7 protein-coding genes are annotated in these 11,971 nt (G+C 63.6%); 6 read left to right on the forward strand and 1 reads right to left on the reverse strand.

Translation table 11 applies throughout. The annotated features are described in order from the left end of the window. Positions 1 to 65 precede the first annotated feature (65 nt). Complete coding sequence (locus tag QP828_RS04395; RefSeq protein WP_311373507.1) at positions 66 to 317, forward strand: type II toxin-antitoxin system Phd/YefM family antitoxin; 252 nt, start codon at positions 66 to 68, stop codon at positions 315 to 317. Positions 318 to 325: 8 nt separating this feature from the next. Here QP828_RS04395 and QP828_RS04400 read toward each other — a convergent pair whose 3' ends face one another. Next, positions 326 to 871, reverse strand: coding sequence for a DUF4232 domain-containing protein (locus QP828_RS04400; RefSeq protein WP_274732475.1), 546 nt, complete (start codon positions 869 to 871; stop codon positions 326 to 328). Positions 872 to 1,286: 415 nt separating this feature from the next. Here QP828_RS04400 and QP828_RS04405 point away from each other — a divergent pair, with 415 nt between their 5' ends. The 5 genes from QP828_RS04405 to QP828_RS04425 all read left to right on the forward strand — a co-directional run bounded on the left by QP828_RS04405 (position 1,287) and on the right by QP828_RS04425 (position 11,684). Then, complete coding sequence (locus tag QP828_RS04405) at positions 1,287 to 3,725, forward strand: hypothetical protein (protein ID WP_274732474.1); 2,439 nt, start codon at positions 1,287 to 1,289, stop codon at positions 3,723 to 3,725. A 202-nt stretch (positions 3,726 to 3,927) separates the two neighbouring features. Further along, positions 3,928 to 6,225, forward strand: a complete 2,298-nt coding sequence (locus QP828_RS04410) for an LPXTG cell wall anchor domain-containing protein (protein ID WP_274732473.1) — start codon at positions 3,928 to 3,930, stop codon at positions 6,223 to 6,225. 118 nt (positions 6,226 to 6,343) lie between these two features. Further along, positions 6,344 to 8,683 (forward strand): LPXTG cell wall anchor domain-containing protein, encoded by a 2,340-nt coding sequence (locus QP828_RS04415; RefSeq protein ID WP_274732472.1) that lies wholly within the window; start codon positions 6,344 to 6,346, stop codon positions 8,681 to 8,683. Between the two features lie 429 nt (positions 8,684 to 9,112). Further along, on the forward strand, positions 9,113 to 9,976 hold the full coding sequence (locus QP828_RS04420; RefSeq protein ID WP_274732471.1) for a GmrSD restriction endonuclease domain-containing protein: 864 nt from the start codon (positions 9,113 to 9,115) through the stop codon (positions 9,974 to 9,976). A gap of 133 nt (positions 9,977 to 10,109) precedes the next feature. Further along, on the forward strand, positions 10,110 to 11,684 hold the full coding sequence (locus QP828_RS04425; protein WP_274732470.1) for an L-serine ammonia-lyase: 1,575 nt from the start codon (positions 10,110 to 10,112) through the stop codon (positions 11,682 to 11,684). The last annotated feature ends 287 nt before the right edge of the window (positions 11,685 to 11,971 follow it).

The following is an 11,971-nucleotide window of genomic DNA, read 5'->3' on the forward strand; positions in this document are numbered from 1 at the left end:
CACTGCACAGTTGTTATTCTATGGGTAGATAGCACTGATATATCCGGGGGTGCGCAATGAAAACAATGACGTATTCAGACTCGCTGAAGAACTACGCGGACGTTTTGCAGTCCGTGGTTGATGACTGTGAACCGGTGATTATTACCCGGAGCGGCCAGGAACCTGCGGTTATCCTATCGCTGGACGAGTACACCTCCCTGCGTGAAACGGTCTACCTCATGCGCTCGCCGCGAAATGCTCGGCGCCTGCTTGATGCGATGGAACAGATTGAGGCGGGCGGGGGAACCGAACATCCACTCTCCGAGGTTGCCGAGTAGTTCGGCGCCTACTCCACCTCAAAATCCCCAACCTTCACCGTGGCCTCCCCGGACGAACACGAATTCATCTGCTCCCCGTGAGAAACGGAATGGATGCTGGTACCCGTGTACCCCACCGCGAGATTGAGTTCCCACACGGTTTTCTCCGGGCACACAATCCCGGGATTGATGGTGTCCACCTCCATTGCGATCCGCTCGCCCGGCTCAAGCACCACATCCGCCCCGGTCGCGCTGTTCGCCGGCGCCGGCTCGGTGAACATATTCCCGTTGGCGCTGATGGGTGTTACCTCGAGCTGTGCCGGAATGAAGCACGGTACCTTGCCGGTATTTTCCACCCGCAACACGTAATACCGATGCCCGGCCGCCCCGTCGCTATCGCCCAGGGTGGTGTCCATTTCCGCGGGCGCGCAGCGGGAGGGCGAATCCGCGCTCGCGGGGGCATGTGCGGGTGCGCTCGCGGCGTTCGGTGGCGCGGATTGCGTGGCGCTGCCCGAACATGCGCCGAATATCAGCGCCGCGGCGCAGGTGACTGTTACAAGCGCCAAACGTTTCATGGTTGCCTCCTCCATGTGGGTGTGCGTACCGGCGTGGGTTTTAGGTACGACGCCGCAGCAGCGGGGCGCCACCCGGCCTACACGCGAACCCTCATCACGCCAGTCTATGACTTAAAAGTAATCTGCGCCACAAAACGGATTGGCGAGGGGTGGTGTGGCATGGGCCGGAAGGCCCGGTCGTAAGTTGAATGGGTAATAATGTGGAAATGAGCAAATAATGGCAATTAACCAATTATCCGCTTATTTACGGGGATTGCGGGCGTGGGGTGGTGAAAATGCGGCAGGATTCCCGAGAAAATCCCAGAAAATTCCAAGCCGAATCTGGCTTTTCTGCCCTTAACTATTACCCGTAAAATCGTGGCCCTGGCAAAGGGTGCCACTCTCACCTAGATGTATATTCCTTGAAAGGATAACGATGAGGTCCCAGACTCACCGCGTCGTCGCTACCGCTCTCACCGCCGGGGTAGCCGTTGCACTTGTTCCGGCCGGCGCCGCGCAGGCCCAGCCGGTTTCCGGGGCGGGCGACGCTCCCGTGGTCGATGCCGCGCGCCCGATGCTCAGCGTGGAGGAAGCCGAACGGAACGTGGCCGAGGCGCAGGCTGAAGTCCAGAATCGCCAGGCGGAACTCGAACAGGTCACCAAGAAGAATTCCACCGCGCAGGATGACCTCAAGAAGGCGGAAAACGCCGCGGCCACAGCTGCTACTGCCGCCCAAGAAGCCGCCGAGAAACTCGGTGCGGCTCAGAAAGAGCGCGATGCCGCGCAGCGCGCCGTTGATGAGGTGAAAGAAGCGGGTGAGGCAGCCAAGAATCAGCTGCAGGAAGCGGGGGCTCAGGCGCAGGATTCTGCCGAGCGTGCTGCCGCCGCAAAAACGAAGCATGATGAAGCGACCGCCGAGCTGGGGCGGGCAACGGAGAAACTCGGGGAACAGCAGAAGCTGGCGCAGCAGAAGGCCGGGGCGGTGGAAGTTGCCACTCAAGCTTTGACCAAGGCTGAGGAAGTTGAAGCTGCTGCCAAGGCGGATGAGAAGCGCTTGGAGCAGGAGGTCAAGGATCTCGCGGAGGCAGAAAAGGCCGCCCAAACGAAGCTTGCCGAGGCGCAGGAGAAGTTGCGCCAGGCCGAAGCGGAGCGCGATGAGGCGCTCAAGAATGATCGCGCGAAGGTTGATGCTGAAACTGGCGCGGTGAATGCCGCGCAGCGGCTTGCCGAGCAGAGGGCCGCGGAGCGTGACGCTGCGCAACAAGAAGCGCAGCGCGCCGAGAAAGAGCAGCAGGTCGCTGCGGGGAAGCTGCAGGCCGCTAACGAAGCCCAGCAAAAAGCGCAGGCTGCGGCTGAAAAAGCTACGCAAGAAGAATCGCGATTAGCTAAGGAACTTCAGGCATTACAGCAGGTGGTTACACAGAAGGCCGCGGCTGCGGAGAAACTCAAGGCTCCGATGGATAATGCGAAAAAGGAGCTTGATAACGCTCAGGGTGAAGTAGCGGCAAAACAACAGGAAATTAGAAAGGTTGAGCTCGCGCTTAAAACCGCGCCAGAGAAAATAAAGGATTCCCTGAATAAGCGTCTCGTGGAACACCGCAAAGATCTCGCTACATTGCAGGCAAAGGTGGCTGAAAAACAAAAGGTATATAACGAGGCCAAACAAAAATACGACGACTTAGCCGCTCGGCGTGATGATGTGGTTACCGAGCATGAGAAGAAGCGAGAAGAGCGCGCTGGCGCCCTGGTGAAAAAGGATAAGGCTGAGCAGGAACTGAAGGAAGCGCAGAAGTCAGTCACGGATCTCAGCGCGAACGTCGCCCGTAAGAAGGCTGCGGCTACCGAAGCGAAAGCCTCGGCTCAGCAAGCGGAGGCAGCGGCAACGCAAGCAGCCACCGATCTGCAAAACGCCCAGCAGAAACTAACCGAGGCGAACGCTGCGCTGGAGAAAGCCAAGGCTGCCCAGGCAGAAAAGGTAACGGCTGCGCAGAGCACACATGATGCCGAGCGTGAGAAGCACGCCGAAGCGGCTAAGAAACTCGCGGATCTCAAAGGGCGGGTGGAGAAGCTAAAGCCACGCTGGGCTGATGCGGAAAAGAAGCTCACCGCGGCGAAGGCGGATGCGAATGCAGCACGCGATGCTGCGGCCCGGGCCGATGAGAGTGTGCGCGTCGCGAATGCGAAGCTGGAGACTGCGCGGGAAGCTGAGAAGGCCAGCGCGCAGGCATTGGATAATGCGCAGCGGGCGGCCACGCAACAGCAAGCTCAGCTGGAGCGTTTGATCACCGAAGCGCAGAAGTACGATGAGCGCGCTGCCACGTTGCAGCGGGCTGCTGAGGCGGCTCGGCTCGCCGGTGAAAAGGCGGATGAGGCACGTGCGGCCCATGACAAGGCAACTCAGGCGGTTACCGCCGCGCGGGAAGTAGCGCAGCAAGCGCAGGCCGCGCAGGTCGAAGCGCAAAAGAAACTGGGTGCGGCGGCGGTTGCCCTGCACGCTGCTGAGCAAGAACTTGCGGCCGCCCGCCAGCAGGACCCGGCCCCGAAGCCGGATATGCCGAAACCGGATGTACCGGGCGTGAAGCCTGCGCCTAAGCCCGATCAGCCGGATACCAAGCCCGACACAAAGCCGAGTGCTCCTGCTACCAAACCTGAAGCTCCCGCCGCGCAGCCCGCGGCACCTCAGGCCCAGCCGAAGGTCCCCGCAACACCGGCTGCCCGCCCTGAAAGCGCAGCTGGCCACCAGGCACCCGCGAAACCGGCACTGGCGGCCTCCGGCAGCGAAGCACTCGGTTCCATTGGTGCGGCCACGCTCCTGTTGCTGGCCGGTGGGGCAGTGGTGCTGGGTCGCTCGCGCGCCCGGCACGTGGCGAAATAACTGAAATAACAGAAGTAATGTGGCGCTTCGCGCCGCGTCAGGGGTGCTGCCCCGCAATGGCAGACACGGGGCAGCATTCCTGAAGAAAACCCAGAAAACTCCAAGTCCGCTCCGGATTTTCTGCCTTTAACTATTCCCCGTACATTCCTCAATCTGGCCTGAGCGCCAGGCTCACCTAGACGAATTCCCTGAAAGGAACACGATGAGGTCCCACACTCACCGCGCCCTCGCGACCGCTCTCACCGCCGGGGTGGCCGTTGCCCTCGTTCCGGCCGGTGCCGCGCAGGCCCAGCCGCTCTCCGGCTCCAGTGCCGCGGCCACGAAGCCGCAAACACAACCCAATATCGCCCAGGCGGAGCAGAAAGTCGCGGCTGCCCGTGCCGCGGTCCAGGCGCACCAGGCGGAGGTGGATCGCCTCGCTGCGCAATCCGCAACCGCGCAGCACGCCTTGAAAGACGCGGAAACCGCCGCCGCGGCAGCTGCCACGGCCTCGAAGAATGCCGCGGAAAAGCTCGGTGCTGCCGAAGCTGAAAAACTGGCCGCCCAGCGCGCCGTCGACGAGGTCAAAGAAGCGGGTACCGCCGCGAAGAATCAACTCCCCACCGCACAGGAAAACGCGAAGGATTCCGTGGCACGAGCCGAGGCCGCTGCCACCGAGCGCGATGCCGCGGCCAAGCACACCCGGCAGGCCGCTGCGAATCTTGAAACCCAGCAGGAAACGCTGTGGGAGAAAACCGCCGCGGTGGAGGCGTCGGCGCAGGCGGTCACGCGCGCGGAGACGGCGGAAGCTAGCGCCCAGGCCGATAAGACTCGCCTGGCTGTGGAGGTCGAAAAACTAGGGGCCGCGGAAGCTGCCGCGAAGGCAAAGCTGGCTGAAGCGGAGGAGAATCTACACCAGGCCGAAGCGGCGCGCGATGCTGCCGTTCGCGGTGAACAGGGGAAGATCGACGGCGCCGCTAGCCAGCTGGCAGGCGCCACCAAGGCTGCGGAAGGCAAGATTGCCGCGCGTGAAACTACCCGCCAGGAAGCCCTGCGCGCTCAGGAGGCTGCCGTGAATGCCGCCCAGGATGTGCAGAAGGCTCAGCAGGTGGTAACTGCAGCTGAGGGGGTAGCGGCCCAGGCGCAGGCGCGGGTAGAGAAGCTGGATGCTGAGCTTGCCCCGCTGGAGGAGAATGTTACGGCCAAGGCCGCTGAAGCGAATCGGCTCGCGAAAGCCAAGGATCGCAAAAAAGCGCTCTGGGAAAAGGCGAAGAACGAAGCCGCAGACCGTGAATTATGGTTGAAGTCATTGGAGCGGGCTGCTAAACAGAACCCAACACTCAAGGAGGCTCTGGAGCAACAGCGCCACGAGGTTGAGGAACTCCAGGCCGAGGCTGCCGCCAAGGAAAAGGAGTACAACAAGGCCGAACAGGATCACGAGGTAGCTGTTACGGAGCGCGATGCCGCGATCAACCTGCGTGATGCGAAGAAGGCGGAGCGTGATGGCGCCGTCGTCGAACAGAATAAGGCGGAGCAGCAGCTGCAGGAGGCGCGGGAGGTGACCGCGCAGCGTGCCGAGGCTCAGACCCGCGCGCAGGCGGAGCTCCAGCGCAAGGAGGAGGCGGCGCGGAACGCGGCCACGCAGGCCGGCCAGGCGGAGCAGGCCGTGCGAGAAGCGCAGGAAAAGCTCGCGGCCACGCAGGCGGAGGTTGATGCGGCGACGTCCGGTGCGAAGGAAGCGGCCCAGCGCGCCAAGACGGAGCGGGATGCGGCGCAGGAGCGTCACACGGAGGCGGCCACGCAGCTCGCCGGCGCGAAGGGTAAGACCGCCGGGTTGGAGGCGCGCCACGCGGAGGCGGCGGCCCAGCACGCGGAGGCGAAGCGGGAGCTGGCGGCGGCTCGGGAGGCCATGACTCAGGCCGAACGGGGTGTGCAGACCGCGAACGCGCAGCTGGAAGCCGCACGAACCGCTGAAGCGGAGAAAGTGAAAGCTGCGGAAAATGCGCAGCGAGCGGCCGCGCACCAGCAGGCTGAGCTGGAACGCTTGATCTCCGAGGCGCAAAAATACGATGAGCGTTCGGCTCGGTTGCAGCAGGCCACCGAGGCCGCGCGGCTTGCCGGTGAAGTAGCCGAAGAAGCGCGGGCCGCGCAGGAGAAAGCTACCGCCGCGGTGACTGCCGCGCAGGAAGGATTGCGGCAGGCCCAGGCCGCGCAGGAACAGGCGGAGCAGAGGCTCGGCGCGGCACGCGTGGCTGCGCACGCGGCTGAGCAGGAACTCGCCGCCGCGCGCCAGCAGGACCCGGCAGCGAAGAACCCGCCCGCGGCCACGGGCGCGGCAACAGCGACGGGCACACCCGCGGCGAACAGCGCAGCTCCCGTGACGAAAGGCGCGGCGACCGCTCAAAAACTCCCCGACACCGGCAGCGATACCAGCGGCGCCATTGGTGCAGCCACGCTTCTACTGCTGGCCGGAGGTGCCGCGGTGGCTATGCGCGCTCGCGGCCGGCGCTCAGACTCCTGAGAAAATCCCAGTTAATTTCAAGACGAATCTGGACTTTGTCGCATTAACTTATCGCATCACACAGCAGAGCTGGCACAGGGCCAGTCTCGCCCGGATGCATTTCCTCGAAAGGATGACCATGAGGACCCATACTCACCGAGCCCTCGCCGCCGCTCTCACAGCGGGAGTAGCGGTGGCGCTGCTACCGGCCGGCGCAGCCATTGCGCAGCCGGTGCAGAATAACGACGACGCCCGCGCGGCTACCGCCGCGCGCCCCGCGCCCGGCCTTGCCGAAGCGGAAAAGAAGGTGGCGGCTGCCCAAGAAACAGTGGCGGCGCGCCAAGCCGACGTTGATCGACTCACCGCAGCTGCCACTGAAGCGAAAAAGAAAGCTGCGGAAGCGGAGGCGGCCGCGGTGCAAACTCAAGCTGGTGTGGCGCAGAGCGAAAAGCAGTTCGCTGATGCCACAAAAGCGGCAGAAGCGGCCCAGCAGGCAGCGGATCAGGTGAGCGAGGCGGGGAAGGCTGCGAAGGGCCAGCTCCGGCAGGCGGCTGATAAAGCCCAAGAATCCGCCGACCAAGCTGCCGCCGCGCAGATTGCCTACGAGAAAGCGGAAGCGGCTGCGCGGCAAGCCGCGGGCGGCGTCGCCGGAAAAGAAGCTGAGCTTAAGGAAAAGGCCGCGGCTGCGCAGGCGGCCGGTGACGCGGTGACGAAGGCGCGCGAGGCGGATGCGGCGGCTCGTTCGGAGAAGGAACGGCTCGGCAAGGAAGTCGCGGAGCTTAAGCAGCAGGAAAGCGCGGCGCTGGAAGCGCTGGTGCAGGCCGAGGCGGAGTTGGAACAGGCGAAGGCCAAACGCGATGAAGTAGTCAAGGCCGAAGTAGAGAAGGTCCGTAAGGAATCGGATGCGGTTCGGGCTGCGCAGGATGAGGTGAAGGCGAAGGACGCGCTGAAAGAGAGCGCGGCCACGGAGGCCGGCAAGGCGCAAGAAGCTATGGTCACCGCCACCGAAGCTGATCAGGCTGCAAAGAAGGCCGTGACCGAAGCTGAGGCGGCCAAAGCAGAAGCGGAGCGCCTGGCGGCGGAGCTGGACGCCGAGGCCAAGAAACTCGAACAGGCTGAGGGACCGCTTACGATTCAAGTAACCGAAAAGGAAGCGGCCGTAAAGAAAGCCGAGAGCGCTCTCGCGGATGCTCAAACACGCGAAAAGATCCTGAGCGAACAGCTCGAAAATCTCGAGAAGTTGGATCCGGAAGATGTGAAGGACCTTCTAGCTACTCTGAAGCAAAAAATTGCTGACGCACAGAAGGTAACCGAGCAAAAGAAGCAGGCTCTCGAAGCTGCGAAGAAAGCTCATGCAGATGCAGTGGCAAAGCTGGAAGCCGCGCGTAACACCACACAGCAGAAACAAGCTGAGCGCGACAAGGCCGTAACTGCAAAGGAACAAGCTGCACAGCAAGTACAGCAGGCGCAGGCCACCGCGGAGCAACGGGCACAGGATCTCGTGACTGCGAAAGCCGAGTCTGAAAAGGCTACTCAAAAAGCAATGGAGGCAGCAAAAGAGGTTGCCGCTGCACAGGAGGCACTGGCCACTGCGGAAGCCAAACTCAACGCCGCCACGGCTGCTCAGCAAGAAGCCCTCCAAGAGGCTGATGCTCTGCTGGGCAAGGCACAGGGTGCGCGTGATACCGCGCGGGATACCGCTGGAGAAGCTACCAAGAAGCGCATTGGGCTCGAGGAACGCGTAGCGGAGCTGGAGCCGACCTGGGCAGACGCTACCGCGAAGCTCGCGCAGGCGGAAAAGGATGTGACCGCCGCGCAAACTGCCGCGCAGGCCGCGCAACAGGAAGTTACCCAGGCAAAGGCTGCCGCGGATAAGGCGCGTGAAGCGGCTGCGGAAGCGCTGCGCACTCTCAATGCTGCGCGTGCCACCGCCGCTGAACACCAGGCGACGCTAACCCGACTGGCCAATGCTTCGAATGAGCACGACGAACGGCAGTGGGATGTTCGGCTAGCTACGGAGAAGGCACGGGCGGCTGAAGGCGCACTGCAAAGCGCCCAGGATGCTCACGGTAAGGCAACGCTCGCGCTCGAGGCGGCTCGTGAAGCGGAAGAGGTTGCGTTGAAAGCCCAGGAGGAGGCACAACAGCAGCTGACCGCGGCCAACCTTGCCTTGCAGGCCGCCCAGCGAGATCTGGAATTGGCCCGTCAGCAGGCCCCAACTCCGGAGCAGAAGCCGGGGCAGGCGCCTGATGCACCGTCGTCGCCCCAGCCTTCCGGCAATCCCGCGGCGAAGCATTCCGCGGCAGGGAATAAAACGACTACCGCAAAGCGAGCTGTGGCGATGAACGCGGCTCCCACGCAGAAGCTCCCCGAAACCGGAAGCGATATGAGCGGCGCTATCGGTGCAGCTACGCTGCTGCTGGTGGCCGGCGGCGCGGTGGCTTTCGGTCGTTCTCGCGCGCGGCATGCGGTGAAGTAAGGGCGTGTAGGCATTAGGTGGCAGCGCGTGATGCCACGTGTTGCGAATAGGTGCTCCGCCCGGCCAGTATCACTTCTGGCTCCGGGCGGGGCACCTTGTTTTCACGGCTGTACTTCGATTGTGTTACGGATGCAGTACAGCTCGAAACACATATATGCCTGCCCGCGCGGGTCCGGCAAGGCGGAGACCGCGCGATACAAGCCTCGCGCCGGGTTCCGCCGCGCCGTCGCACTACGCGCCCACCCCGCCGCGCAAACCAGCCCGCAGGATACCACCACCGCCCTGCGCCCCATCCACCACGTCCACCAGGTATTTCACCATGCGTTCCACTTTTGAATCCGTGCGATAGCGCGTCTACCATTGTCACGCGGCGTTTTGGCGCCGTACGACTTTGATCTATCCGAAAGAGAACGAAAAGAGAAGGAAGTCATGCCACGCACTAGTTTTGGCAGCGCCGGCCACGGCGCATCCACCACCGCCCGCACCTCGCTCGCGAAGTGCGTTGCCGCCATGGGGTCCTTGGCGATTCTTGCGGGGATGATGGGGGCATGCACCAAGAGTAGTGATGAGGCGGCAGCCACCTCCGCTCCCGCGGCCAGCTCCGCAGCTCCGGCTGCTAGCTCCGCCGTCGTCACTCCCGCCGCTTCGGAAACCCCGCCGGAAAAGCTCCCGGCCGTTATCCCCAACCCGGCGCACCCGCAAAGCGCAACCGAACTTCTCGGTACCCTGACCGTTGCCGAACCTTCCGCCACCGACAAGGCCGATCCGGCGAAGTTCGGTCCCGATGCCGCCGAGGCAAACGAAGACGCATGTAACGTCTACACGGACGTGCTGCGCCGCGACCTCGTGAACGTCGGCGTGCAACCCGGCACCTCCGGGTGCGGCATCGCCTACGGCACCCTGGTGGATAGCTACACCGGGAATATGGTTGACTACGCGCGGCCCGAAGCGGGAACCAAGACCGTGGTGGTGGACCGCATCGTCAGCCTCGATAACGCCTGGGCTTCGGGCGCCAACCAGTTCACGGACGAGCAGCGCGCCGCCTTCGCCAGCGACCCGCGCAATATGCAGGCAGTCTCCGCGGACCAGGCCAAGGAGAAGGCCGGGCGTTCCGCCGCCGAATGGGTCCCCGCGAATAAGAACTTCACCTGCCAATATGTGGCGCGCCAGATCGGCGTGAAGGCCACCTACGGGCTGACCGTCACCCAGGCCGAACACGATGCTTTCGCCCAGTACCTCCAGACCTGCCCGAACCAGCTGGTCCCCGGTTGGGAAGGCCCGGCAGGCAAGTAACAAGTAATAATTAACATAACGGTGATCGCGCCGGCACCCGCGGCGCGGCACAAAAGTGGCCGGGGGCGCGCAGCTCCCGGCCGCTTGCCGTATGATCACAAACGGTGCGTCACCAGCAACCGGAAGGACATGTATGACCTCGCGTTTACGGCTCAACCCCGATTTCGACGACGCCGCGCATACCCTTCCGGTCTCCCTCAGCGAACGTCCCACCGCCACCCCGCGCGCGGCCCTCCCGGCCGCTATCCTCGCCGGCGAAACCACCACCGGGGAATCCGGGGAGGAGGAAAACCGCGCGAATCCCCTGGGCGTCTGCGATATGTTCCGGGTGGGGATAGGCCCGTCGTCGTCGCATACCGTGGGACCCATGCGCGCCGGGCTGCATTTCGCAACGCTGCTGGCCGCCCGCGCGCCGGGCGCTCGCATCACGAGCCTGCGCGTGGATCTTTTCGGTTCCCTGGCCGCCACCGGACGCGGGCATAATACCGACCGCGCGGTGCTTCTGGGGCTATCCGGCTACAGCCCGGAAAATGTGTCTATCGCGGTGGTGGACGGTATGGAAGCCGCTATCGACACCTCCGGGACGCTCACCGTGCCCGGTTTCGCCCCCACACCGTTCGTGCGTGAACGCGATATTATTTTCCGCCCCCGCGATATTTTGCCCTACCACGTTAATGCGCTGACGCTGCGCGCCTGGGCGGGCGAGGAGCTCCTTGCCGAACACACCTATTATTCGGTGGGTGGCGGTTTCGTGATGGAAGAACTGGGCGATCCGGCAGAACCGCGGGTGGCGCCACTCGCCACCGAAGAACAGGCCGACGCCGCCCAGACCGCTGTCCCCTACCCATTTTTCACCGCCGCCCGGCTGCTGGAGCTCTGTTCCGAAACGGGCATGCGCATCTCCGAACTCGCGCTCGCTAACGAAACCGCGCTGCGCCCGCACCGGTCCGTTATTGCTCATATGGATCGGGTACACGCGGTTATGGGCGAGGCCATTAAAGCCGGTATTGCCACGGAGGGCACTCTTCCGGGCGGGCTGCGCGTGAAGCGGCGCGCCCCCGGGCTGGCCCGCGAGCTGGAAGAAAAAACCGCGGCGGGGCACCGTGCGGATCAGCTGGAAGCGCTCGGGTGGGTCAATCTTTTCGCCCTGGCCATCAACGAAGAAAATGCGGCCGGCCACCGGATTGTCACCGCGCCGACGAACGGCGCGGCCGGCGTCGTTCCCGCGGTCCTCACGTACTATGAACGTTTTGTGCCCGGTGCCACCCGCGAGGGGATGTATAACTTCTTGCTGGCCGGGGCGGCCATCGGCGGCATTATTAAAACGAATGCGTCCATTGCCGGGGCGGAAGTGGGCTGCCAAGGGGAGGTTGGTTCAGCCTCCGCGATGGCGGCCGCAGGTTTCGCGGAGGCCCTGGGCGGCACCCCGGCCCAGGTGGAAAACGCAGCGGAAATTGCTATGGAGCACTCCCTCGGCCTCACCTGCGATCCGGTGGGCGGTCTGGTGCAAATCCCGTGCATCGAACGCAATGCCATGGCGGCAGTCAAATCCATTAATGCGGCCTATATCGCGCTGTGGGGCGACGGCTCCCACACCGTCTCCTTCGATACCGTGGTGGAAACTATGCGCCAAACCGGGATGGATATGCTTTCCAAATATAAAGAGACCTCGGAGGGCGGGCTCGCCGTCAATGTGGTGGAGTGCTAGCGGGCCCGGTCCGCGGCGCTAGGTGAAACTGTGCGAAGGGGGCGCAAAATTGCCCGGTGCGGGGTCCGAAACTAGCCGGAGCACTCCTGAAATGTGACGTAGCGCAAGCCCTGCGCAGTCCCATTAGGCGGAACTTAGTTCCATAATAGAGATATGAACGGCTGCCGCGGCATGCTGCCCATTCGGGGTAGCTGGCCGCGCGCCACTGACAAGGGGTTGGAATGTTTTCTGGTGTGTATTGCCCGTCGGTCACGTTGATCGATGATTCGGGTGCGATTGATTATCCG

The sequence above is a fragment of the Actinotignum sanguinis genome (assembly GCF_030230305.1).
GTDB lineage: Bacteria > Actinomycetota > Actinomycetes > Actinomycetales > Actinomycetaceae > Actinotignum > Actinotignum sanguinis.

Excerpts from the sequence above, each read along its gene's own strand:
- QP828_RS04405 (WP_274732474.1), top strand. The coding sequence starts at position 1,287 with ATGAGGTCCCAGACTCACCGCGTCGTCGCTACCGCTCTCACCGCCGGG.
- QP828_RS04420 (WP_274732471.1), top strand. The coding sequence starts at position 9,113 with ATGCCACGCACTAGTTTTGGCAGCGCCGGCCACGGCGCATCCACCACC.
- QP828_RS04415 (WP_274732472.1), top strand. The coding sequence starts at position 6,344 with ATGAGGACCCATACTCACCGAGCCCTCGCCGCCGCTCTCACAGCGGGA.
- QP828_RS04425 (WP_274732470.1), top strand. The coding sequence starts at position 10,110 with ATGACCTCGCGTTTACGGCTCAACCCCGATTTCGACGACGCCGCGCAT.
- QP828_RS04410 (WP_274732473.1), top strand. The coding sequence starts at position 3,928 with ATGAGGTCCCACACTCACCGCGCCCTCGCGACCGCTCTCACCGCCGGG.
- QP828_RS04400 (WP_274732475.1), bottom strand. The coding sequence starts at position 871 with ATGAAACGTTTGGCGCTTGTAACAGTCACCTGCGCCGCGGCGCTGATA.
- QP828_RS04395 (WP_311373507.1), top strand. The coding sequence starts at position 66 with ATGACGTATTCAGACTCGCTGAAGAACTACGCGGACGTTTTGCAGTCC.